At 61.0% G+C, this 22,452-nt stretch carries 22 protein-coding genes; 16 read left to right on the top strand and 6 right to left on the bottom strand.

Annotation, left to right across the window (positions count from 1 at the left end):
• Positions 1-30: 30 nt before the first annotated feature.
• The 5 genes from cytR (at position 31) to rraA (ending at position 4,849) form a co-directional block, all read left to right on the top strand.
• Positions 31-1,068, top strand: a complete 1,038-nt coding sequence (gene cytR, locus ASF13_RS06220) for a DNA-binding transcriptional regulator CytR (RefSeq protein ID WP_056233696.1) — start codon at positions 31-33, stop codon at positions 1,066-1,068.
• A gap of 169 nt (positions 1,069-1,237) precedes the next feature.
• Positions 1,238-2,281 carry a cell division protein FtsN gene (gene ftsN, locus ASF13_RS06215; RefSeq protein WP_056233693.1) on the top strand — a complete coding sequence of 348 codons (1,044 nt, stop codon included), beginning with the start codon at positions 1,238-1,240 and terminating at the stop codon, positions 2,279-2,281.
• Between the two features lie 90 nt (positions 2,282-2,371).
• Positions 2,372-2,902 carry an ATP-dependent protease subunit HslV gene (hslV, locus tag ASF13_RS06210; protein ID WP_013200194.1) on the top strand — a complete coding sequence of 177 codons (531 nt, stop codon included), beginning with the start codon at positions 2,372-2,374 and terminating at the stop codon, positions 2,900-2,902.
• Positions 2,903-2,913: 11 nt separating this feature from the next.
• Positions 2,914-4,245 (top strand): HslU--HslV peptidase ATPase subunit, encoded by a 1,332-nt coding sequence (gene hslU, locus ASF13_RS06205; RefSeq protein WP_056233689.1) that lies wholly within the window; start codon positions 2,914-2,916, stop codon positions 4,243-4,245.
• 118 nt (positions 4,246-4,363) lie between these two features.
• The gene (rraA, locus tag ASF13_RS06200) at positions 4,364-4,849 is read left to right on the top strand and encodes a ribonuclease E activity regulator RraA (protein ID WP_056233687.1); all 486 of its coding nucleotides are present in this window, start codon (positions 4,364-4,366) and stop codon (positions 4,847-4,849) included.
• A gap of 56 nt (positions 4,850-4,905) precedes the next feature.
• On the opposite strand, the gene zapB is transcribed toward rraA, so the two are convergent.
• Positions 4,906-5,145 (bottom strand): cell division protein ZapB, encoded by a 240-nt coding sequence (gene zapB / locus ASF13_RS06195; protein ID WP_056233685.1) that lies wholly within the window; start codon positions 5,143-5,145, stop codon positions 4,906-4,908.
• A 440-nt stretch (positions 5,146-5,585) separates the two neighbouring features.
• On the opposite strand from zapB, the gene ASF13_RS06190 reads away from it, so the two are divergent.
• The 3 genes from ASF13_RS06190 (at position 5,586) to glpX (ending at position 9,074) form a co-directional block, all read left to right on the top strand.
• Positions 5,586-6,428: an MIP/aquaporin family protein gene (locus tag ASF13_RS06190; protein WP_056233683.1), complete on the top strand. Its 843-nt coding sequence runs from the start codon at positions 5,586-5,588 to the stop codon at positions 6,426-6,428.
• Positions 6,429-6,460: 32 nt separating this feature from the next.
• A complete protein-coding gene (gene glpK / locus ASF13_RS06185; protein ID WP_056233681.1) occupies positions 6,461-7,975 on the top strand; it encodes a glycerol kinase GlpK in 1,515 nt (504 codons plus the stop codon).
• Between the two features lie 88 nt (positions 7,976-8,063).
• Complete coding sequence (gene glpX, locus ASF13_RS06180; protein ID WP_056233679.1) at positions 8,064-9,074, top strand: class II fructose-bisphosphatase; 1,011 nt, start codon at positions 8,064-8,066, stop codon at positions 9,072-9,074.
• Between the two features lie 122 nt (positions 9,075-9,196).
• Here the strand turns inward: glpX and emrD are convergent, their stop codons facing one another.
• On the bottom strand, positions 9,197-10,381 hold the full coding sequence (gene emrD, locus ASF13_RS06175; protein ID WP_056233677.1) for a multidrug efflux MFS transporter EmrD: 1,185 nt from the start codon (positions 10,379-10,381) through the stop codon (positions 9,197-9,199).
• Positions 10,382-10,687: 306 nt separating this feature from the next.
• On the opposite strand from emrD, the gene fpr reads away from it, so the two are divergent.
• Entirely contained in the window at positions 10,688-11,434 is a 747-nt protein-coding gene (gene fpr, locus ASF13_RS06170) for a ferredoxin--NADP(+) reductase (protein ID WP_056233675.1), read from the top strand.
• Here fpr and ASF13_RS06165 read toward each other — a convergent pair whose 3' ends face one another.
• Positions 11,435-11,869, bottom strand: coding sequence for a DUF805 domain-containing protein (locus ASF13_RS06165; RefSeq protein ID WP_056233673.1), 435 nt, complete (start codon positions 11,867-11,869; stop codon positions 11,435-11,437).
• Positions 11,870-11,961: 92 nt separating this feature from the next.
• On the opposite strand from ASF13_RS06165, the gene ASF13_RS06160 reads away from it, so the two are divergent.
• Positions 11,962-12,555, top strand: coding sequence for a DUF1454 family protein (locus ASF13_RS06160; RefSeq protein WP_056233672.1), 594 nt, complete (start codon positions 11,962-11,964; stop codon positions 12,553-12,555).
• A gap of 117 nt (positions 12,556-12,672) precedes the next feature.
• Positions 12,673-13,440, top strand: a complete 768-nt coding sequence (tpiA, locus tag ASF13_RS06155; protein ID WP_056233670.1) for a triose-phosphate isomerase — start codon at positions 12,673-12,675, stop codon at positions 13,438-13,440.
• Between the two features lie 36 nt (positions 13,441-13,476).
• On the opposite strand, the gene ASF13_RS06150 is transcribed toward tpiA, so the two are convergent.
• Positions 13,477-14,916, bottom strand: a complete 1,440-nt coding sequence (locus tag ASF13_RS06150; protein WP_056233667.1) for a PLP-dependent aminotransferase family protein — start codon at positions 14,914-14,916, stop codon at positions 13,477-13,479.
• An 84-nt stretch (positions 14,917-15,000) separates the two neighbouring features.
• Between ASF13_RS06150 and ASF13_RS06145 the strand changes: the two genes are divergently transcribed.
• Both ASF13_RS06145 and mqo read left to right on the top strand, forming a co-directional pair.
• Positions 15,001-15,456: a carboxymuconolactone decarboxylase family protein gene (locus ASF13_RS06145; protein WP_056233665.1), complete on the top strand. Its 456-nt coding sequence runs from the start codon at positions 15,001-15,003 to the stop codon at positions 15,454-15,456.
• A gap of 322 nt (positions 15,457-15,778) precedes the next feature.
• Entirely contained in the window at positions 15,779-17,392 is a 1,614-nt protein-coding gene (gene mqo / locus ASF13_RS06140) for a malate dehydrogenase (quinone) (RefSeq protein ID WP_056233662.1), read from the top strand.
• Positions 17,393-17,734: 342 nt separating this feature from the next.
• Here mqo and ASF13_RS06135 read toward each other — a convergent pair whose 3' ends face one another.
• Complete coding sequence (locus ASF13_RS06135; protein ID WP_056233660.1) at positions 17,735-18,322, bottom strand: LysE family translocator; 588 nt, start codon at positions 18,320-18,322, stop codon at positions 17,735-17,737.
• A gap of 136 nt (positions 18,323-18,458) precedes the next feature.
• Here ASF13_RS06135 and ASF13_RS06130 point away from each other — a divergent pair, with 136 nt between their 5' ends.
• Both ASF13_RS06130 and ASF13_RS06125 read left to right on the top strand, forming a co-directional pair.
• The gene (locus ASF13_RS06130; protein ID WP_056233657.1) at positions 18,459-19,913 is read left to right on the top strand and encodes a PLP-dependent aminotransferase family protein; all 1,455 of its coding nucleotides are present in this window, start codon (positions 18,459-18,461) and stop codon (positions 19,911-19,913) included.
• Between the two features lie 31 nt (positions 19,914-19,944).
• On the top strand, positions 19,945-20,682 hold the full coding sequence (locus tag ASF13_RS06125) for a thioesterase II family protein (protein WP_056233654.1): 738 nt from the start codon (positions 19,945-19,947) through the stop codon (positions 20,680-20,682).
• Positions 20,683-20,789: 107 nt separating this feature from the next.
• On the opposite strand, the gene ASF13_RS06120 is transcribed toward ASF13_RS06125, so the two are convergent.
• The gene (locus ASF13_RS06120) at positions 20,790-21,413 is read right to left on the bottom strand and encodes a glutathione S-transferase family protein (RefSeq protein ID WP_056233749.1); all 624 of its coding nucleotides are present in this window, start codon (positions 21,411-21,413) and stop codon (positions 20,790-20,792) included.
• A 130-nt stretch (positions 21,414-21,543) separates the two neighbouring features.
• Between ASF13_RS06120 and ASF13_RS06115 the strand changes: the two genes are divergently transcribed.
• Positions 21,544-22,395 carry a PhzF family phenazine biosynthesis protein gene (locus tag ASF13_RS06115; protein ID WP_056233652.1) on the top strand — a complete coding sequence of 284 codons (852 nt, stop codon included), beginning with the start codon at positions 21,544-21,546 and terminating at the stop codon, positions 22,393-22,395.
• Positions 22,396-22,452 lie beyond the last annotated feature (57 nt).

Raw genomic sequence — 22,452 nt, 5'->3', positions numbered from 1 at the left:
ACCCGCGACAGCGGGTCACTGGGAGAAGCAGTGGAGCAGAATCAAGAGACGACGGCAGCGACCATGAAGGACGTGGCCGAAAAAGCAGGGGTATCAACGGCCACGGTCTCACGCGCGCTGATGAATCCGGAAAAAGTCTCCGCTGCGACCCGCGCAAAAGTCGAGCAGGCGGTGATTGCCGTCGGCTACTCACCGCATTCGATGACGCGCAGCACCCGGCGCGGTGAATCCCGCACCGTACTGGTGATTGTGCCGGATATCTGCGACCCGTTCTTCAGCGAGATTATTCGCGGCATCGAAGTGGTGGCGGCGCGCAAAGGCTACCTGGTGCTGATCGGCGACTGCGCTCACCAGAACCAGCAGGAGAAGTCCTTCCTCAACCTGATGCTGACCCGCCAGATCGACGGCATGGTGCTGCTGGGTTCTCAGGTACCTTTCGATACCCGCCAGGAGGAGCAGCGTAATCTGCCGCCAATGGTGATGGCTAACGAATTTGCTCCCGAGCTGGAGCTGCCCACCGTACATATTGATAACCTGACCGCGGCGTTTGAAGCGGTTAACCACCTGCAAAAGCTGGGGCACCGCCGTATCGCCTGCATCGCCGGCCCGGAAGAGATGCCGCTGTGCCAGTACCGCCTGCAGGGCTATATTCAGGCGCTGCGCCGTCACGGCATCAGCGTCGATCCGCAGTACATCGTGCGCGGTGAGTTTAGCTTTGATGCCGGCGCGCGGGCGATGCGGCAGCTGATGGCGCTACCAAAGCCGCCTCAGGCGCTGTTTTGCCACAGCGACATCATCGCGCTGGGGGCGATGGCGCAGGCGAAAAATATGGGGCTGCGCATTCCACGCGATCTGTCGCTGATCGGCTTTGATGATATTGAGCTTTCCCGCTACAGCGATCCGCAGTTAACCACCGTCGCCCAGCCGCGTTTCAACATAGGTCGCGAAGCAATGCTACTCTTGCTGGAGCAGCTGGAGGGCAGAATGGTGAATACGGGCTCCCGCCTGCTGGATTTTGAACTTAAAATCCGTGGCAGCACGGCGCCATCGCTGTACGACGAAGACTAACCACAGACGTTTCCGCCCGTCCGATAAGATTATCTGCAAAAAAATCAGCGGATTCTTAGTGATATGCTGGCTGGTCAAACCTCAGCCCCTTGCGTAACATGGCGGGGCTGTACCGGGAGCACACTTTTCTTCCCGGTAATTTCTTTCATTATTTATAAACGGAACGAGAGTGGCACAAAAAGATTATGTCAGCCGCGGGCGTTCGACAGGGACGCGTCGCAAAACCACCCGCGGCAAAAAAGCCAGCGGGGGTTCAGGGGTTTCAAAAGTCATGACGGTTCTGGCGGTCGCCGTGCTGGTCGCCTTTGTCGGCGGCCTGTGGTTTATCGCCCACCATAAGAAAGAAGAGACGCCGGTCATTCCTGACCACAAAGCCGTCGGCAACGGGCTACCGCCGAAGCCGGAGGAGCGCTGGCGCTATATTAAAGAGCTGGAAAACCGCCAGTTAGGCGTGCCGATGCCGACCGAACCGTCCGCCGGGGGCGAAGTGCACTCGCAGACCCAGCTGACCGACGAACAGCGCCAGCTGCTGGAGCAGATGCAGGCGGATATGCGCCAGCAGCCGACCCAGCTGAACGAAGTGCCGTGGAATGAACAGACCCCGGCGCAGCGACAGCAGACCATGCAGCGCCAGCAACAGCAGCAGAACGATCTGCAGCAGCAGGCACGGATGCAGCAGCAACAGCAGCAGCAACTGCGTCAGCAACAGCAACAGCAACAGCAGCAGCGCCTGCAGCAGCAGAACAGCCAGCAGCAGCAGACGCGCATGCTGCAACAGCAGGCGACGCAGCAGAACACCCAGCAGCAAAGCCATATGTTGCCGCAGACGACGCGCACCCAGCAGCAGCCGGCTCAAACGCCGCGCGTGCAGCAGCCGCAAACACAGCCGACGCGCCAGGCCCCGGTCACCCAGGCCACCCGTGAAACGGAGGTTGCCGCGCAGCCGAAGGCCGAGACAAAGCCGAAAGAAGCCGAAAAAGAGAAGGCGCAGCGCTGGATGGTGCAGTGCGGTTCGTTCAAAGGCACCGATCAGGCCGAGTCAGTTCGCGCTCAGCTGGCGTTTGAAGGGTTCGAAAGCCGCATCACCAGCGGCGGCGGCTGGAACCGCGTGGTGATTGGTCCTTACGCCAGTCGCGCCGCGGCCGACAGCGCACTGAAAGGCCTGCGCGGCTCCGGCCACGCAAATTGTATTCCTCTCGCCATCGGGGGTTGAAACCCCCGCCAACCCGCCCCATATCTGGTTGCATCTGTGCCCGGCGCGAGCTCGCCGGGCCCTATTCAATCGGTTATAAGGGGTCTGCCCGTGACAACAATAGTAAGTGTACGACGCAACGGCCAGGTAGTGATTGGCGGCGATGGCCAGGCTACCCTCGGCAATACCGTGATGAAAGGCAACGTCAAAAAAGTGCGTCGCCTCTACAATGATAAAGTGATCGCCGGCTTCGCCGGAGGCACGGCAGATGCCTTCACCCTGTTTGAACTTTTCGAACGCAAACTGGAAATGCACCAGGGTCATCTGGTCAAAGCGGCCGTTGAGCTGGCGAAAGACTGGCGTACAGATCGTATGCTGCGCAAGCTGGAAGCCCTGCTGGCGGTAGCAGATGAGAACGCCTCGCTGATCATCACCGGCAACGGTGACGTAATCCAGCCCGAGAATGACCTGATTGCTATTGGTTCCGGCGGGCCTTACGCCCAGGCGGCCGCCAGGGCGCTGCTGGAAAATACCGAGATCGGCGCGCGTGATATTGTGGAAAAGGCGCTGGGTATTGCAGGCGATATCTGCATCTATACCAACCACAACCTCACCATCGAAGCATTACCGTCTAAAGCGTAAGGACCCTATTTATGTCTGAAATGACCCCGCGCGAGATCGTCAGCGAACTCAACAGATTTATCATCGGTCAGGATGGCGCCAAGCGTGCCGTGGCTATCGCCCTGCGTAACCGCTGGCGTCGCATGCAGCTTAATGAAGAGCTGCGCCATGAAGTAACGCCGAAAAACATCCTGATGATTGGCCCGACCGGCGTCGGCAAAACCGAAATTGCCCGTCGCCTGGCCAAGCTGGCAAACGCACCGTTTATCAAAGTCGAAGCAACCAAGTTCACCGAAGTGGGCTATGTTGGTAAAGAAGTGGACTCTATCATTCGCGATCTGACCGACTCAGCGATCAAAATGGTCCGTTCACAGGCGATTGAGAAAAACCGCTACCGCGCCGAAGAGCTGGCGGAAGAGCGCATTCTTGACGTGCTGATCCCACCGGCTAAGAACAACTGGGGCCAGAACGAAGTGGCCGCCGAGCCGTCTGCCGCCCGTCAGTCGTTCCGTAAAAAGCTGCGCGAAGGCCAGCTGGATGATAAAGAGATCGAAATCGACCTGGCCGCCGCCTCGCCGGGCGTTGAGATCATGTCCCCGCCGGGCATGGAAGAGATGACCAGCCAGCTGCAGTCGATGTTCCAGAACCTTGGTGGCCAGAAGCAGAAAGCCCGCAAGCTGAAGATCAAAGAAGCGATGAAGCTGCTGATCGAAGAAGAAGCGGCGAAGCTGGTGAACCCGGAAGAGCTGAAGCAGAGCGCCATTGATGCGGTCGAGCAGCACGGCATCGTGTTTATCGATGAGATCGATAAAGTCTGTAAGCGCGGCGAATCCTCCGGCCCGGACGTTTCCCGTGAAGGCGTTCAGCGCGACCTGCTGCCGCTGGTGGAAGGCTGCACCGTGTCGACCAAACACGGCATGGTCAAAACCGACCATATCCTGTTTATCGCCTCCGGCGCGTTCCAGGTGGCCAGCCCGTCTGACCTGATTCCGGAACTGCAGGGCCGCCTGCCGATCCGCGTTGAGCTGCAGGCGCTGACCACTCACGACTTCGAGCGCATCCTCACCGAGCCAAGCGCCTCGATCACCGTGCAGTACAAAGCCCTGATGCAGACCGAAGGCGTGGAGATCAACTTCACCGCAGACGGCATCAGCAAGATTGCCGCCGCCGCGTGGCAGGTGAATGAAACCGCCGAGAATATCGGTGCGCGCCGCCTGCACACCGTGCTGGAACGCCTGGTCGAGGAGATCTCCTTCGAGGCCAGCGACAAGAGCGGTAGCACCATCACCATCGACGCCGATTACGTCAGTCAGCACCTTGACGAGCTGGTGGCCGACGAAGACCTCAGCCGCTTTATCCTGTAACCGCCCGCCGGTTGTTCCCGGGGAGGCAGCCGCCTCCCCGGTGAAAAGTGATGCTTTTGCCAACAGCCGCCATAAAGCGATATACTCTCTGTCCCGGCAGCAACCAGATGAACCCGCGATGAAATACGATACCTCCGAACTGTGCGACATCTACCATGAAGACGTAAATGTCGTTGAACCGCTTTTCTCAAACTTTGGTGGCCGCACCTCGTTTGGTGGGCAGATCATCACGGTGAAATGTTTCGAAGACAACGGTCTGCTCTACGATCTGCTGGAAGAGAACGGGCGTGGGCGCGTGCTGCTGGTTGACGGTGGCGGCTCGGTGCGGCGTGCGCTGGTCGATGCGGCGCTGGCGCAGCTGGCGGTGCAGAACGAGTGGGAAGGGATGGTAATTTACGGCTCGGTGCGTCAGGTCGACGACCTGGAAGAGCTGGACATTGGCATCCAGGCGATTGCAGCGATCCCCGCTGGCGCGGCCGGTGAAGGCATTGGTGAAAGCGACGTGCGCGTTAACTTTGGCGGCGTCACCTTCTTCTCGGGCGACCACCTGTATGCCGACAACACCGGCATCATCCTGTCAGAAGATCCCCTCGACATCGAATAAACAAAAACGGGTGCCACAGGCACCCGTTCTCTTTGCTGGCTATAGCGGGTGCAGCATTACACCTCTTCCATTTTTCCCAGCAGCGCACGCAGACGATCCTGCCATACGTGCTGTTCTTCTTTCAGCTGCTGGTTTTCACGCACCAGTGCATCGGTGTTGCCTGACGCCTGCTGAACCTGCTGGTTCAGATTACCGTTCTGCTCTTTAAGCTCTTCAATTTCCATCTGCAGCAGCGTGATGGTATCAATCGCCTGCTGCACTTTCGCTTCCAGTTTTTCGAATACTTCAAATGACATGTTTCTCTCTCTCCTAATCGCAGGGCGTTGATTATGCTAGCCGCAGGGACAAGGGATGAACCGGTATGCCGCGGATAACACTATTCATCCGATTGTAAGTAGAGCCGCCCGTCAAGTCCAGCGATGAACCCGTCAGGGGCGTAGTCTGTAACACTTTTCAGCCTTAACCTTAAAAAGGGATTAATCCCTGCTCTGCCCAGGGTTTTAAGGAGCGCATAGGATAGTTTACGCGCAATTTAGAAACTGACATGACGAACAACAGAGGTAGAAAGACGCGTAAACGCTCATTTTTATGACGCATCACACAAATTTTGATTTCGCTATTTCTCGTTTATGTTCGTTAACGATAAATTCACAACACACCAACACAGAGTGGTGCAGATAAAAACCAGCACTATTAAAGAACATTAAACCGTTAACTCGCCTTCAGGAATTCCAACATGAGTCATGCAACAAGTACGCTAAAGGGCCAGTGCATCGCCGAGTTTCTTGGCACGGCCACCATTATCTTCTTCGGTGCCGGTTGTGTGGCTGCCGCGAAAGTGGCCGGCGCCACTTTCGGCCTGTGGGAAATCAGCATTGTCTGGGGCCTGGCGGTGGCAATGGCCGTCTACCTGAGCGCAGGCATCTCCGGTGCCCACCTCAACCCGGCGGTCAGCGTAGCGCTGTGGCTGTTTGCCAACTTCGAAGGGCGCAAGGTGCTGCCTTACGCCCTGTCGCAGATCGCCGGGGCCTTCTGCTCCGCCGCGCTGGTGTATGGCCTGTACCACAATCTGTTCCTTGAGTACGAACAGACCCATCATATGGTGCGCGGCAGCGTCGAGAGTCTCGATCTGGCCGGCGTTTTCTCCACCTACCCGAACCCGCTGATTAGCGTCGGCCAGGCGTTCCTGGTTGAGCTGGTGATCACCGCGATTATGATGGCGCTGATCATGGCCCTCACCGACGACGGTAACGGCCTGCCGCGCGGCCCGATGGCCCCGCTGCTGATCGGTTTCCTGATCGCCATTATCGGTGCTGCGATGGGCCCGCTGACCGGTTTTGCCCTCAACCCGGCGCGTGATTTCGGACCAAAACTGTTCGCGTGGCTGGCCGGCTGGGGTAATGTGGCCTTTACCGGCGCGCGTGATATTCCCTATTTCCTGGTGCCGATCTTTGGCCCACTGATCGGTGCCAGCCTCGGTGCCTTTGGCTACCGTGCCCTGATCGGCAAAAACCTGCCCGGCAAGGTTGAGGCCGTTCAGCACAAACCGACCGCCGGCGCTGCACAACGCAAAGCGTAATCCTGCTAACCGCTTATATTCAGGAACCTGAAATGACCACAGAAAAAAAATACATCGTTGCGATCGACCAGGGCACCACCAGCTCCCGTGCGGTCGTACTGGATCACGACTCCAACATCGTTGCGGTATCACAGCGCGAATTCCAGCAGATCTATCCAAAAGCCGGCTGGGTTGAACACGACCCGATGGACATCTGGGCCTCACAGAGCTCAACGCTGGTCGAAGTGCTGGCGCACGCGGACATTAACGCCGACGAGATCGCCGCCATTGGTATCACCAACCAGCGTGAGACCACCATCGTCTGGGATAAAGAGACCGGCAAGCCGATCTACAACGCCATCGTCTGGCAGGATCCACGCACCGCAGACTACTGTGCGAAGCTGAAAAAAGAGGGGCTGGAGGAGTATATCCGCAGCACCACCGGCCTGGTGATTAACCCCTACTTCTCTGGCACCAAAGTTAAATGGATCCTCGACCACGTGGAAGGCTCGCGCGAGCGGGCACGCCGTGGCGAACTGCTGTTCGGTACCGTCGACTCCTGGCTGGTGTGGAAGATGACCCAGGGGCGGGTGCACATCACCGATTACACCAACGCCTCGCGTACCATGATGTTTAACATCCATACGCTGGAGTGGGATGCGCGCATGCTGGAGATCCTCGACATCCCGCGTGAAATGCTGCCGGAGGTGAAATCCTCTTCCGAGATTTACGGCCAGACCAACATCGGCGGTAAAGGCGGCACCCGTATTCCTATCGCCGGTATCGCCGGTGACCAGCAGGCCGCGCTGTACGGTCAGCTGTGCGTGCAGCCAGGAATGGCAAAAAACACCTACGGCACCGGCTGCTTTATGCTGATGAACACCGGTACCGAAGCCGTCGCCTCTACCCACGGCCTGCTGACCACCATCGCCTGTGGCCCGCGCGGTGAAGTGAACTATGCGCTGGAGGGTGCCGTCTTTATCGGCGGTGCGTCTATTCAGTGGCTGCGCGATGAAATGAAGCTGATCAGCGATTCGCAGGACTCCGAATACTTCGCCACCAAGGTCAAAGACACCAACGGCGTCTATATGGTGCCGGCCTTTACCGGCCTCGGTGCCCCGTACTGGGACCCGTATGCGCGCGGTGCCATCTTCGGCCTGACCCGCGGTGCGAATGCTAACCACATTATCCGCGCCACGCTGGAATCGATCGCCTATCAGACCCGTGACGTGCTGGAAGCGATGCAGAACGACGCCAACACCCGCCTGCAGTCGCTGCGCGTGGACGGCGGTGCGGTCGCCAACAACTTCCTGATGCAGTTCCAGTCGGACATCCTTGGTACCCGCGTGGAACGCCCGGAAGTGCGTGAAGTCACCGCGCTGGGTGCCGCTTATCTGGCGGGCCTGGCCGTGGGCTTCTGGAAAGACCTGGAAGAAGTGCGTGCCAAATCGGTTGTCGAACGTGAGTTCCGTCCGGGCATTGAAACCACCCAGCGTAACGTGCTGTACGCCGGCTGGAAGAAAGCCGTCTCCCGCGCGCAGGCGTGGGAAGAGGCTGACGATAAGTAATCCCCCCGCCCGTGGTCGCTGACCACGGGCACCTCCCTCCCCCCTCCTGTGATAAACTTCCCGCCTCATTACTTCCCCGAGGCACGTCATGAAACGAGAACTGGCAATTGAATTTTCCCGTGTAACTGAAGCGGCGGCACTGGCTGGCTACAAATGGCTGGGACGCGGTGACAAAAATGCCGCCGACGGCGCGGCAGTACATGCAATGCGTATTATGCTCAACAAGGTGGATATCGACGGTCAGATCGTGATTGGCGAAGGGGAGATTGACGAAGCACCGATGCTGTACATCGGCGAGAAAGTCGGCAGCGGCAGCGGCGACGCGGTGGATATCGCCGTCGATCCGATTGAAGGCACCCGCATGACCGCCCTCGGCCAGGCGAACGCGCTGGCGGTGCTGGCGGTGGGCGATAAAGGCACCTTCCTGCACGCGCCGGACATGTATATGGAGAAGCTGGCGGTCGGCCCCGGCGCGCGCGGCGCGATCGATCTGCGCCTGCCGCTGGAAGAGAACCTGCGGCGCGTGGCCGACGCGCTGGCGAAGCCGTTAAGCGAGCTGACCGTCACCCTGCTGGCCAAGCCGCGCCATGACGCGACGATCGCCCGCCTGCAGCAGCTGGGCGTGCGGGTGTTTACCTTCCCGGACGGTGACGTGGCCGCCTCGATCCTCACCTGCATGCCGGACAGCGAAGTCGATGTGATGTACGGTATCGGCGGCGCGCCTGAAGGGGTCGTCTCCGCGGCGGCGATCCGCGCGCTGGACGGCGATATGCAGGGCCGCCTGCTGGCTCGCCACGAGGTGAAAGGCGACACGCCGGAAAACCGTCGGCTGGGCGAGCAGGAGCTGAGCCGCTGCCGCGAGATGGGCATCGCCGCCGGCGAGGTACTGACTCTGGAAGAGATGGCGCGTAACGATAACGTTATCTTCTCCGCCACCGGCATCACCAGCGGCGACCTGCTGAAAGGCATCACCCGCAAAGGCAATATGGCGACCACCGAAACCCTGCTGATCCGCGGCAAGTCGCGCACCATTCGTCGTATCCAGTCGATTCACTATCTCGAATTAAAAGACGAAAACCTGCACCCGTTTATCCTGTAATACCAAAACGCCCCGCATTGCGGGGCGCTGTTTTTCAGCAGACCGGCGGCCCGCCCCCGACTGCGCCAGCAGCCAGCAGCCAGTCAATCGTCCCGGTTCACCGCGTCTCAGTCTGCGACGGGTTACACCGTTTCCGTCTGCGGCTCCGGTCGCTTCGACAGCGGCAGCCAGCAGAACAGGATCAGCAGCGCGGTGGCAAACATCAGCATCCCCAGGCTGAACTGGCCGGTCTGCGGCAGCAGCGCGGAGAGCCAGGCGGTCAGTCCCGATCCCAGATTCTGCAGGCCGCCGACCAGCGCCCCGGCGGTGCCCGCCATATAGGGCCACGGCTCCATCGCCCCGGAGGTGCCCAGCGGGAACAGCATGCCGGCGCCGAAGAAGAACAGCGACGCCGGGACGATCAGCGTCCACAGGTTCATCACTCCCAGCCAGCCGGGGATCCACATCAGCGCTCCGGCCAGCAGGCAGCTGTTGACCGCGTACCACATCACCGTGTTAAACGACTTACGGGTGCGCCCGGCAAACCACGCCCCGAAGAACGCGCCCGGCAGCGGCAGAATAAACAGCAGGCTGACCGCCAGGCTGCTCATCCCCAGCACCCCGCCCATCAGCACGCCGCTGCTGGCCTCATAGACGGTGATGCCGGCGGTGGCACCGATCAGGATCAGCAGATAACGCACAAAGTTGCCGTCCGCCAGCAGCGGCCGGTAGCGGGAGAGCAGCGGCAGCGACGCCTGGCCCGCCGGCCGGGTTTCCGGCAGAAAACGGGCCATCGCCGCGGTCACCGCCAGGCACAGCAGCAGCAGGAAGGCGAAGCAGGCCTGCCAGCCGAACAGATGGGTCAGCCCGGCACCAATCGTCGGCGCAATCAACGGGCTGAACAGGATGCCCATATTCAACAGGCTGTTGGCGTGGCGCAGCGCGCTGCCGGAGTAGAGATCGCGCGGCATGGTGCGCGCCATCACCCCGGCCACCCCGGTTCCCAGCCCCTGAATCGCCGCGCCCAGCACCAGGCCATCCAGGCCGCTGGCGAACAGCGCGATCAGCGATCCCGCAATAAAAATGCCCATACCGAACAGGATCACCGGCCGGCGGCCGATGCTGTCCGACAATGGCCCGTACAGCAGCTGCGAGGCACCGTAGGTAATCAGGTAAGCGGCCATCACCCGCTGCACCGCGCCGTCAGCGACGTGGAACGCCTGCGCAATCACCGGCATCGCCGGCACATAGATGGTTTGCGCCATCTGACCAACGGCCAGCAGCGCGATCAGCATCACCAGCAGATGCCCGTTCTCAATCTTTTTCATGGTTTCACATCAGTATAATAAGTGGCAAAAAATCCCCTGAGCAGAGGATGTGCCGGAAGCCTGCGGCCAGTTGGCGGAGAAAATATCAGGACTGGGTGACAAAGCGAGGGGGCAGCTCAAAACAGGTGATACCGCACTGTCACTAATTTAGCGCAGGGCTGTAAAACATTTTTTACGTCTGGTGAAATTCGTGCGCATACTTTGTTCATAAGAGCTTTACGCCCCGCCCGCGGTGGAAAAAACGTTTACCGCTGGTGAAGATAGCCGGAAAGGCTAAATGCCCTAACCACGCTAAGGAGTTTTTTTATGGCCGTTTGGCTCAATGCTCAGGTACAACAGGTAACCAACTGGACGGACAGCCTGTTCAGCCTGACCGTTACCGCACCGATTGACCCCTTCACCGCCGGCCAGTACGCCAAGCTGGCGCTGATGATCGACGGTGAACGGGTGGTACGTGCCTACTCCTATGTTAACGCGCCGCACAACCCGAACCTGGAGTTCTACCTGGTGACCGTGCCGGAAGGCAAGCTCAGCCCGCGGCTGCACGCCCTGCAACCGGGCGACGAAGTGTTGATCACCAGCGATGCCCAGGGCTTTTTTGTGATTGATGAAGTGCCCGAATGCGACACACTGTGGATGCTGGCCACCGGTACGGCGCTCGGCCCCTATCTCTCCATTCTTGAGGAGGGTAAAGGGCTGGAGCGCTTTAAAAACATCGTGCTGGTGCACGCGGCCCGCCACGCGCAGGATTTAAGCTACCTGCCGCAGATGCAACAGCTGCAGCAGCGCTTTAATGGCCAGCTGCAGATCCAGACCATCGTCAGCCGCGAAGAGAGCAGCGGTTCACTGACCGGCCGCATCCCGGCGCTGATCGCCGACGGCCAGCTGGAGGCGGCGGTCGGGCTGACCATTGATGCCGAACACAGCCACGTAATGCTGTGTGGTAACCCGCAGATGGTGCGCGACACCCAGCAGGTGCTGAAAGAGACCCGCGAGATGCGCAAACACCTGAAACGTAAACCCGGGCACATCACCAGCGAGCATTACTGGTAATCAGGCCGCACGGCGGGGCAGGAACACCACGTACTGCGCCATTTTACCAAAGCGGTTATCCCCCGCCGTGCCGCTAAAACCACCGAGTTCGACCAGCATACTGACCATAATCAAGGCCGGGATAAAATGGCCAACCACCCACTGCGCCTCGCCCGGCAGCATCGCCCAGTTCCCCGCCATCAGCATCCACGCCAGGATCAGCAGCAGCGCCCACTGGCCGCCCTTATTGCGATCGTGCAGACGTTTCACCAGCACCGCGCTGGTGGGCCACAGCAGTGCCACCACGCAGAAGGCCGCGGTCTGGTTGTCCAGCCAGCCATTGGAGGCAAGGGTAAACAGCAGGGTCAGCAGCAGCAGCCAGACGGTTTGCCAGATCCAGAAATCGCGCCGCCGCAGTCGGCCACGAAAAGAGAAACACCAGTGCTGTAAGGTCATTATTTTTTATTCCACACTCCGGGAGCCCTTTGACTTTTCAGGTCGATGTCCGTTTTAATCTTGAGCTGAGTTTACTGGTTAGGGCCGATAACATGAACAACGCGAGACGGGCAGGGATTGCCCTGCTGACCGCACTGACCTTTGCGACAGCGTATGCCGACACCGTTCCGCAGGATCGGGCAGCCCCTCTGCCGTCGGCACCCTATCTGCAGGCCGGCGCGCCGGTCTTTGATATGACTATCGGCCAGTTCCGCGAAAAGTATAATGCTGCCAACGTAACGTTACCGTTAGGTGAATATCGCGCCATTGACACGAATGATGATAAGAGCAATCTGACCCGCGCGGCCAGCAAGATTAATGAAAATCTTTATGCCTCCACCGCGCTGGAGCACGGCACCGGTAAAATCAAAACGTTGCAGATTACCTGGCTGCCGATCCCGGGGCCGGACCAGAAGGCAGCATATGATAAAGCGCTGGCCTATATGGCGGCGTTTGTGCGTTTCTTTGAACCGATGCTCAGCGCCGAACAGAGCCAGAAACGGGTAAGCACGCTGCTGAGCAAAGGAAAAGGCGTTCGCTACTACCAGCAGAGTGAAGGAGCGCTGCGCTACATTGTCGCCGATAACGGCGAAAAAGGGCTGACCTTCGCCGTCGAGCCGCTGAAACTGGCGCTGGCAACCCCTTGAATCGTTTCAGTCAAAGCATGACGAAAAGCAAAGCCTTTCGACTGTTTGATCTCTATACTGTCGGCAGACAACGCTGCCAGCCGGCAGCTTTCATACTCTCTAAGCGTGGAGGATACAATGCGACATCCATTAGTGATGGGTAACTGGAAATTAAACGGCAATAAAAACCTGGTCAACGAGCTGATCGCCGGCCTGCGTACCGAGCTGAGCGGCGTTGACGGTTGTGGCGTGGCGATTGCCCCGCCGACGATCTATCTGGATCAGGCGAAACATGCCATCTCCGGTAGCCATATCGCACTGGGCGCGCAGAACGTTGATGTGAACCTGTCAGGTGCCTTCACCGGTGAAGTCTCCGCTGACATGCTGAAAGACGTTGGCGCACAGTACATCATCATCGGCCACTCTGAGCGCCGCACCTACCACGCTGAGAGCGACGAGTTTATCGCGAAGAAATTCGCCGTGCTGAAAGCGGCGGGTCTGATCCCGGTGCTGTGCATCGGTGAAACCGAAGCGGAAAACGAAGCGGGTAAAACCGAAGAAGTCTGCGCACGTCAGATCGACGCGGTGCTGACCACCCAGGGTGCAGACGCCTTCAACGGCGTGGTGATCGCCTACGAACCTGTCTGGGCGATCGGTACCGGCAAGTCAGCAACCCCGGCCCAGGCCCAGGCGGTGCACAAGTTTATCCGTGACCACATCGCTAAGCAGGATGCAGCCGTGGCCGCTCAGGTGATCATTCAGTACGGCGGTTCTGTTAACGACAAGAACGCCGCCGAGCTGTTTGCTCAGCCGGACATCGACGGCGCGCTGGTTGGCGGCGCCTCGCTGAAGGCCGACGCCTTTGCCGCGATCGTCAAAGCAGCCGCCGCAGCGAAAAACGCCTAAGACTGCTCAGCCCTGCCCCTCCCGGGGCGGGGTGATTTAACCAAACCGCTCCACCAGCTGCTTCAGCCGCAGCGCACTCTCTGCATAGCCCACACGTGGCAGCGTCGTCACGCTGAGCACCAGCCCACTGCGCGGTGCCGGATTTTCCTGATACCACATCGACAGCGGCGACGGTGCCATGCCACAGCTCAGCGCTTCACGGGCAATCAGCGTATCACGGGTGCCCACTGGCAGATCGACCACCACGCTCAGCGCGGCCTGTGACAGCTGTGAAAAATGCGGTGCCAGCGCCTCCAGCATCAGCGCCAGCCGTTCGGCATACAGCCGTTTCATCCGCCGCAGGTGGCGCATAAAATGCCCCTCATGCAGAAATTCCGCCACGGCGCGATGCAGCACCGCTGACGACGCCGGCATCAACAGCGCGGCCACCTCGCCAAAGGTCGCCGCCAGCGCTTCCGGCACCACCAGATAACCCAGCCGCAGCGTCGGGCTGAGGTTCTTGCTGAAGGTGCCGACGTGCAGCACCCGTTCACTATCCAGCGCCGCCAGCGCGGGGGCGGCACGCCCCTGCAGCTGCAGTTCGCCCAGATAATCGTCCTCGATAATCCAGCCCTGCTGCCGGTGCGCCCAGTCCAGCAGCGCGCGGCGGCGGGCGGATGACAGCGTCATGCCCAGCGGCGCGTGCTGGCCTGGCGTCACCAGCGCCACACGAGCCTCGGGTGCCAGCCGCTCCCCTTCCCCGACGCAAATCCCCTGCTCATCGACCGGTACGGGCACCCCCTGCACGCCAGCCAGCGCCAGCGCCCGCCGTGCCAGCAGATAACCCGGATTCTCCAGCCACACCTGCTGCCCGGCCAGCCGCAGCCCCAGCACGATCAGCCCCAGCGCGCCGGCGTAGCCGTTGGTGATAACGATCTGCGCGGGCTGGCAGTGCATGCCGCGGGCGATCGCCAGATAGCTCGCCAGCTGCTGGCGCAGCGCCGGGCTGCCGCGCGGATCGGCGTAGCCCATCGGCTGGCTGGCCATCTGGCGGGCATGGCGGCTGATGATGCGTGACCAGACTTTGGCCGGAAAGGCGTCGCTGGCGGGTGCCCCCATCTGGAAGGTCAGCGGCGGTACGTCGAAGGCATGGACCATCTCCGCCAGCGGGGCGATCGCCTCGGCTGCCGGGGCCACCCGCGCAGGCAGCGACGGCACGCCGCTAACCCAGGTGCCAGCGGCCCCTCTGCTTACCAGCAGCTGGCCGTCCACCAGCCGGTCGTAGGCGGCACGCACCGTGCCACGCGCCACGCCGAGCTGCACCGCCAGGTCGCGGCAGGAGGGCAGCCGTGCGCCAGCCGCCAGTCGGCCGTCGGCAATCGCCTGCTGCATTTCGTTATGGATCTGTTCGGCCAGCGTCAGCCTGCCGCCACGCCGCAGCGTAATCCCCAGCGGCACGGCGTTCGATGGACCACTGTGGTTGTTATTTCCTGGCACTGTTATGGCTCCCCGTACCCGGTGAAAATAGCGCCCATGTCGGAAACGCTTTCCGACAGCCATCCCCTTTTACCGGAGCGAATTATGAGTGAACGCATTGATTTTTATACCTCGTCACCTGCAGGGATGAAAGCGCTGGCCGGCGTACACGACTACGTCAGCAGATGCAACCTGGATCCGAGCCTGGTGGAACTGGTTTATCTGCGCGTGTCTCAGATCAACGGCTGCGCGTACTGTATTGATATGCATACCAAAGCGTTACACAAAGGCGGCATGCCGTGGGACAAAATTGTGCTGACCCAGGTGTGGGCCGAAGCGGGCAACTGGTTCTCCACCGCCGAGCGGGCCGCGCTGGCCTGGGCGGAGTCGCTGACGCTGATTGCACAAACCAACGCGCCGGACGTCATCTTTACGCAAATGCAGGCCGAATTCAGTAACAAAGCGATCACAGACCTGACCGTCGCGATTGGTTTGATGAATGCCTATAACCGCCTGGCGATCAGCCACCGCAAGCTGCCGGACAGTGCACCGCGCGATTAAATTTCGACCACTCAACGACTTACCCATTTTTTACTGTGCCTTTGCCCTAACCCCTGCGGGTCATAACTGTGACCCGTATCAATGTTACTAATTTTCACCCCGCCATCATTCTCATTTTTCATCCTTAAACACTTTTTTAAATACCCTATAACAATGGTATATTTCTAACACCTTTGAACATTGATTAAACAAACAGCACAGCTGTGCGTAGATCTGTGAGCAACCCTGAAAGAACGAAGCAGTGCAACTGGTTCCCCAGAAACCGGATCTGTTTCAACCGCTTAATATGTTGAATTTATTCAGCATTTGGAGATGTCGATTCATGCGCAAGAAGGAAGTACTGGGGGCCGAACGTCAGAACGGTCCTGGCTTTTCCAAAAAAGCCTCAGCGGTCGATGAGAAAAGCGTCGACGTGTTACTGATCGGCGGTGGCGCGATGAGCGCGACCCTCGGAGCCTACCTGCAGGAGCTGGAGCCCAACTGGCGCATCAGCATGGTAGAGCGCCTGGATCGGGTGGCTGAAGAGAGTTCGAACGGCTGGAACAACGCCGGCACCGGGCACTCTGCGCTGATGGAACTGAACTACACGCCGGAGAAGACCGACGGCGCAATCGACATCACCAAAGCGGTAGAAATCAACGAAGCGTTCCAGATTTCACGTCAGTTCTGGGCGCACCAGGTGCAGCGCGGCGTGCTGCGTAACCCGCGCAGCTTTATCACCAGCGTGCCGCACGTCAGCTTTGTCTGGGGTGAGGAGAACGTGGCGTTTCTGAAAAAACGCTACGCCGCCCTGCAAAACAACAGCCTGTTCCGTGGGATGGACTACTCGGAAGATGCCGCAGAGATCCGCGAATGGATCCCGGTGGTGATGGAAGGCCGCGACCAGGGTCAGCGCGTTGCCGCCACCCGCATTCCGATCGGTACCGACGTTAACTTCGGTGAAATCACCCGCCAGCTGATCGCCTCGCTGCAGAAGAGCCCGAACTTTGAGCTGCAGAGCCGCCACGAAGTGCGGGCGATTAAACGCAACGCCGACGGCAGCTGGAACGTCACGCTGGCCGACCTGAACAACGGCAACCGTGAGTCGGTGACCCGCGCGAACAAGGTGTTTATCGGTGCGGGCGGCGCGGCGCTGACCCTGCTACAGCACTCCGGCATTCCGGAAGCGAAAAAATTTGCCGGTTTCCCGGTGGGCGGCGAGTTCCTCGTCACCGACAACCCGGAGGTGGTGAAGCGCCACCAGGCCAAGGTGTACGGTAAAGCCTCGGTTGGCGCGCCGCCGATGTCGGTGCCGCACCTCGACACCCGCACGCTGGACGGCAAACAGGTGCTGCTGTTCGGGCCGTTCGCCACCTTCTCTACCAAGTTCCTGAAGCAGGGGTCGCTGTGGGACATGTTTGGCTCGGTAACCCCGTCTAACGTGCTGCCAATGATACGCGTGGGGCTGGACAACTTTGACCTGGTGAAATACCTGGTCGGCCAGGTGATGCTCAGCGAAGACGACCGCCACAAGGCGCTGTGCGAATACTTCCCGGAAGCGAAGAAAGAGGACTGGCGTCTGGTAAAAGCCGGGCAGCGCGTGCAGATCATTCAGCAGGATCCGCACAAAGGCGGCGTGCTGAAGCTGGGCACCGAAGTGGTGACCTCAGAAGACGGCAGCATGTCTGCCCTGCTGGGTGCGTCACCAGGGGCCTCCACCGCAGCACCGATTATGCTGGAGCTGATGGGTCGGGTATTTAAAGAAGAGATGGCCAGCCCGGCCTGGCAGAGCGCGCTGAAAACCATTATCCCGTCCTGGGGCCAGAAGCTGAACGGCAACGTGGCGGCAACGGAGAAAGTGCTGGCCGATACCAGCCAGATCCTGCAGCTGGACTACGCGCCGCTGAGCGCGGCGAACGACGAGAACTCAGCAGCGGCGGCGGTTGTAGGTAAATAATCTCCGGGCGCAGCGCAAAGACACAAAATGCGTCGTCTGTTGTAACACTGTGCACGGCTCAGGGAGCCTGTACCCTCTGCAAGGGTGAAAAAGGCGTCGTCTGTTGTAACACTGTGCTCGGCTCAGGGAGCCTGTACACTCCGCAAAGACGCAAAAAGCGTCATCCCTGACAGCTCAGCGCGGGCCATCCGTGGCCCGCGATGCTTTGCTCCGTGTACAGGCTCCCATCGCTTCATATTGCTGAGTTGCCTGAAGGAAGAGCAGCCTGTCCGCGTTCCGGATATACCCGATACGCCGGGCACGCGAACCGGCAGCGACCCGCACGTAAAGCGATTACAGCCGTCAGGCCAGCCTTAGCGCATCCACCAGCATCCACAGAGTGGTCGCCAGCAGCGAGAACGCCATCAGGCCGTTAAACAGCTGCAGCTTCCACGCCACCTGCAGGTGCCTGCCCAGCCGATCGCCCAGCGCGGCCCAGATCAGAATGCAGGGCAGGTTGAGCAGCATAAAGCTGAGCATCACCGTCAGAATGGTGCTGTTGACGGTGTACATCAGCGCGACGTTGGTCGCCATCAGCCACGCCTTAGGATTCACCGCCTGAAACAGCGCCCCGCCGATCGCCGTCATCGGCCGCGCCTTCTCGCGCAGTTCCGGCGCGCCGGAGCGGAAGATTTTCCACGTCAGCCACAGCAGATAGCCGCAGCCCAGCAGGGTCAGCGGCAGGCGAATCGCCCCCATCCAGCTCAGCAGCACTTCTAACAGCAGGCCGGCAAATACCGTCTGCAACGCGCAGCCGATCAGAATACCACTGACCATCGGCAGCGTGCGCTTCAGCCCGAAATTCACCCCGGAGGTGGCGAGCAGCAAATTGTTGGGGCCTGGCGTGATCGACATCACGGTGACATAGCTGAAAAAAGAGGGGTCAAGCATGGGTGCGCTCCTGCGGTCTGAGAATGGACTTAGTGTAATCAGCGCCGACAGATGGTAACAGATGCAGAAAATGAGTATTGTTATGGGTACAAACAGGCCTGTCAGAACATTGTACCCATCATTCGTGGAGAGCACTGTGTCCATCAACGATCCCCAGACCACCCGCTACCACCAGCTGGCAGAAACGCTGGCCGCCGCGATTCACCAGGGCACCTTTACGCCCGGCAGCCGCCTGCCCGCCATTCGTCGCTGCGCCGCCAGCCATCAGGTCAGCGTCAACACCGTGCTGACCGCCTACGGCATGCTGGAAGATCGCGGGCTGATCGAAGCCCGCCCGCAGTCCGGCTACTACGTGCGCGACGCGCTGCCCTCGCTGACCCGCCAGGCGCAGCCGCGCAGCCACGTGCGCTCGCCGAGCAGTGAAAAGCTGGATCTGATCGACACGGTGTTTGCCGCGCAAAACCATGCGGAGTTCACCAATATCTCGCTGGCCTGTCCGCAGAACAGTGACTTCTTCCCGACGGCAAAGCTCAGCGGCATCATGCGCACCCTGCTGAAGCACGAGCCGGACCTGATCGCCCGCTACGCCCTGCCCCCCGGCAGCCTGCGGCTGCGGCGGGAGATCGCCCGCCGCTCGCTGGACCTCGGCATCCACGTCAGCAGCGAGGAGGTCACCCTGACCCATGGCTGCATGGAGGCGCTGCAGCTGGCGCTGCGGGCGGTCACCCGCCCCGGCGACTGCGTCGGGGTCGAGACGCCGACCTATTTCTATCTGTTCCCGCTGCTGGCCAGCCTTGGCCTGAAGGTGCTGGAGATCCCGACCGACCCGCAGTACGGGCTGTCGCTGGACGCGCTGGAGCTGGTCCTGCAGGAGCAGCGCATTCAGGCGCTGATTGCCATGCCCAACGTGCAGAACCCGCTGGGCAGCAGCATGACGCTGGAAGCGAAGAAACGGCTGGCGCGACTGGTCAATCACTATCAGGTGCCGCTGCTGGAAGATGGCCTGTACGCCGAGCTGCAGTTCTGCTGGCCGCTGTCGCCGGCGGTAAAGGCGTTTGACGAGCATGGCTGGGTGCTGTACTGCGCCAGCTTTACCAAAACCGTGGCGCCGGATTATCGCGTCGGCTGGATCGCCGCCGGCCGCTTCAGCGACGCGCTGGCGCGGCTGAAGGCGGTGTCGTCGATGTCGGAATCGCGGCTGCTGTCAGAAACCCTCGGCCACTTCCTGGAGTCCGGCGGCTATGACCACCACCTGCGCTCGCTGCGCCGCCGCTACGCCGCGCAGCTGGAGGAGGCACGCGGCATTATCGCCCGCCACTTCCCGCAGGGCACCCGCGCTACCCGGCCGAGCGGCGGCTTCGTGTTCTGGGTGGAGCTGCCCGGCGGGGTGGACTGCGTGGCGCTGTTCCACCGCCTGCTGCAGGAAAAAATTTGCCTGACCCCCGGTGCGCTGTATACCCTCGGTGAGCGCTGCAATAACGCGCTGCGGCTCTCCTGCTGCTACCCGTTTGACCAGCGTTACACCTGGGCGCTGCAGCGCACCGGTGCGCTGGCGTGCGAAATGAGCGGCATCGCCGCCGGCGTAGGCTGACGCCTTTCTCTGAGATCAAGGAGCTGTACCGATGAATTCTGCCTGGCTGCGCGCCACCCCCACCCACGGTGACAACGCCATTCCACTGTTCTGCATTCCCCACGCCGGCGGTAACGCCTCGCTCTATCATCCGTGGCGGGCGCTGCTGCCCGCCGGCATTCGCCTGGTGCAGGTCTGCCTGCCCGGCAGGCTGGAGCGCTTTCGCCACCCGATGCCGGACAGCTTCGACGCGCTGACGCAGCAGCTGGCCGACGCCATGCTGCCGGCGATCGGCGCGCGCTGGGCGATTTTTGGCCACAGCATGGGGGCTACGCTGGCGCATGAGGTGGTACTGGAGCTGTGCCGGCGCGGCGCCAGCGAACCGCAGCTGCTGGCCGTTTCCGGCCGCGGAGCAGCGCAGTTTCACCGGCCGGGGCAGGTGCATCTGCAGGACGATGACGCGCTGTGCGCCGAGCTGATCAGGCTGGACAGCAATAACGCCCAGGTGCTGGCGCAGGCCGAGCTGCGCGAGGTGATCCTGCCCGCCATCCGCGCCGACTACCGGCTGATCGAAACCTACCCGGCACGGCCACAGGGCGTGCTGCACTGCCCGCTGGCCACCTTCAACGGCGACAGCGACCCGGAAGTGGACGACGCGTCGATCGCCGGCTGGCGGCAGTGGAGCCACGGCCCGTTCCACCGCTACGCCTGGCCGGGCGGGCACTTCTATCTGCATCAGCAGCGGGCGGCGATCGTTGAGGCGATCGGTAGCCTGCTACTGCACGATTAAGGCGTGCCGTTGCGGCCCCACAGCGGGCACTTCTGCCAGCATCAGCACCGCGCGGCGATCGCAGAGCCCCCTGGCAGCCCGCGACTCATCGCCTGACGGAACCGGCTCTAAGGTGTGCCGTTGCGGCCCCACAGGGTGTAACCGGGGCGAGCCGTCAGCCGCTCATAATAGGCGCGCACCGCCGGTAGCTCCGCGTGCTCCATCGGCGTTTCGTACCAGCGGTTTACCGACAGGCCGATCGGGATATCGGCCAGTGAGAAGGCGTCGCCGGCGACAAACGCGTTGGTTTTCTCCAGCTGCTGGTTAAGGATACCCATGGTCCAGGTCCAGCCCTTACAGGCGGCCGCCAGCAGCTGCGCATCCTGATGCGCGGGAGAGTTGCGCACCAGCGACATAAAGGCGTAGCGCCAGGCGGTGTTCAGCTCGGTGGCCTGCCAGTCGATCCACTGGTCAACGCGCGCCCGCGCCTGCGGGCTGGCCGGGTAGAGCCATTCGCCGCCGCAGGCATTGGCCAGATAACGGATAATGGTGTTCGACTCCCACAGGGTGAAATCGCCGTCCTGCACCACCGGGATCTGCGCGTTCGGGTTCAGCGCCAGGAATGCGGGCTCCTTCGGCGAGCGGAAGCCATCGCCCCACTCTTCCCGTTCAAAACCGATCTGCAGCTCTTCACACAGCCACAGCACTTTTCGTACATTGATCGATGACGCTCTTCCCAGTATTTTCAGCATTAAATCATCACCTTTCATCAGATATGCATTATTAATAGTCATTATCTCCGGCACTGACAACCGTTGTTTACTTCGCCTGTACAGTCGGGCGTGGCACACTGAAGCAAACTCCTCACTCACAGGACCCGTTATGACGCAGTTACGCCCTTTTAAACAGGTTGACGTCTTTACCTCCACCCCCTGCAATGGCAATCCGCTGGCGGTGGTTATTGATGCCGTCGGCCTGAGCGATGCGCAAATGCAGGCGTTCGCCCGCTGGACTAACCTGTCGGAAACCACCTTTGTGCTGCCCGCCAGCGATGCGGCCGCCGACTACCGGGTGCGCATTTTTACTCCGGATATGGAGCTGCCGTTTGCCGGACACCCGACGCTGGGAACCGCCCACGCCCTGCTGGAGAACGGCGTTACGCCGCATACCCCCGGCCAGATCGTGCAGCAGTGTGAGATTGGCCTGGTGACGGTAAAAATTGCCGACGACGGTGCGCTGGCCTTTGCCGCCCCGGACGCGATTCTGACGCCGTTCAGCGACGCACCGATCGGCAGCGCGCTGAACAGCGACGCGCTGGAAGAGCAGCTGCCGGTAATGGTGGCGGATATGGGCATCCGCTGGCTGCTGGTGCCGATGGCGTCCAGTGATGCGGTGCTGTCGATTAAACCGGATGCGGTGGAGTTTGCCCGGCTGGTGAAAAAAGCGCGGGTGAATGGCGTGATGCCCTTTGCACCGCTGAAAGGCGAGAGCAACTGCTGGGAGGTGCGGGCGCTGCTGATTGAGCAGGGCTCGCTGACGGAAGACCCGGTCACCGGCAGCGCCAACGCCTGCCTGGCGCGCTACTTCCAGGCACGCGGCGTGGAGCTGGATTACCAGGTCCATCAGGGAACGGCGATGCAGCGAGCCGGGCGTCTGAACGTCAGCTACCGCGCTGATGGCATCTGGATCGGCGGCCAGACGGTCACGCTGATCGACGGCAGCGCGCGCCTCTGACACCGCTGCCCGGCGTTTTTGCCCGTCCCCGGATGGGCAGTATTCTGCTGTGCCCCG

The sequence above is a fragment of the Erwinia sp. Leaf53 genome (assembly GCF_001422605.1).
Lineage (GTDB): Bacteria > Pseudomonadota > Gammaproteobacteria > Enterobacterales > Enterobacteriaceae > Erwinia.
The sequence above is the reverse complement of the archived record's forward strand: the minus strand, read 5'-3'. Positions and strand labels throughout refer to the sequence as shown.

Excerpts from the sequence above, each read along its gene's own strand:
- hslU (WP_056233689.1), top strand. The coding sequence starts at position 2,914 with ATGTCTGAAATGACCCCGCGCGAGATCGTCAGCGAACTCAACAGATTT.
- rraA (WP_056233687.1), top strand. The coding sequence starts at position 4,364 with ATGAAATACGATACCTCCGAACTGTGCGACATCTACCATGAAGACGTA.
- zapB (WP_056233685.1), bottom strand. The coding sequence starts at position 5,145 with ATGTCATTTGAAGTATTCGAAAAACTGGAAGCGAAAGTGCAGCAGGCG.
- ASF13_RS06190 (WP_056233683.1), top strand. The coding sequence starts at position 5,586 with ATGAGTCATGCAACAAGTACGCTAAAGGGCCAGTGCATCGCCGAGTTT.
- glpK (WP_056233681.1), top strand. The coding sequence starts at position 6,461 with ATGACCACAGAAAAAAAATACATCGTTGCGATCGACCAGGGCACCACC.
- glpX (WP_056233679.1), top strand. The coding sequence starts at position 8,064 with ATGAAACGAGAACTGGCAATTGAATTTTCCCGTGTAACTGAAGCGGCG.
- emrD (WP_056233677.1), bottom strand. The coding sequence starts at position 10,381 with ATGAAAAAGATTGAGAACGGGCATCTGCTGGTGATGCTGATCGCGCTG.
- fpr (WP_056233675.1), top strand. The coding sequence starts at position 10,688 with ATGGCCGTTTGGCTCAATGCTCAGGTACAACAGGTAACCAACTGGACG.
- ASF13_RS06165 (WP_056233673.1), bottom strand. The coding sequence starts at position 11,869 with ATGACCTTACAGCACTGGTGTTTCTCTTTTCGTGGCCGACTGCGGCGG.
- ASF13_RS06160 (WP_056233672.1), top strand. The coding sequence starts at position 11,962 with ATGAACAACGCGAGACGGGCAGGGATTGCCCTGCTGACCGCACTGACC.
- tpiA (WP_056233670.1), top strand. The coding sequence starts at position 12,673 with ATGCGACATCCATTAGTGATGGGTAACTGGAAATTAAACGGCAATAAA.
- ASF13_RS06145 (WP_056233665.1), top strand. The coding sequence starts at position 15,001 with ATGAGTGAACGCATTGATTTTTATACCTCGTCACCTGCAGGGATGAAA.
- mqo (WP_056233662.1), top strand. The coding sequence starts at position 15,779 with ATGCGCAAGAAGGAAGTACTGGGGGCCGAACGTCAGAACGGTCCTGGC.
- ASF13_RS06135 (WP_056233660.1), bottom strand. The coding sequence starts at position 18,322 with ATGCTTGACCCCTCTTTTTTCAGCTATGTCACCGTGATGTCGATCACG.
- ASF13_RS06125 (WP_056233654.1), top strand. The coding sequence starts at position 19,945 with ATGAATTCTGCCTGGCTGCGCGCCACCCCCACCCACGGTGACAACGCC.
- ASF13_RS06120 (WP_056233749.1), bottom strand. The coding sequence starts at position 21,413 with ATGCTGAAAATACTGGGAAGAGCGTCATCGATCAATGTACGAAAAGTG.
- ASF13_RS06115 (WP_056233652.1), top strand. The coding sequence starts at position 21,544 with ATGACGCAGTTACGCCCTTTTAAACAGGTTGACGTCTTTACCTCCACC.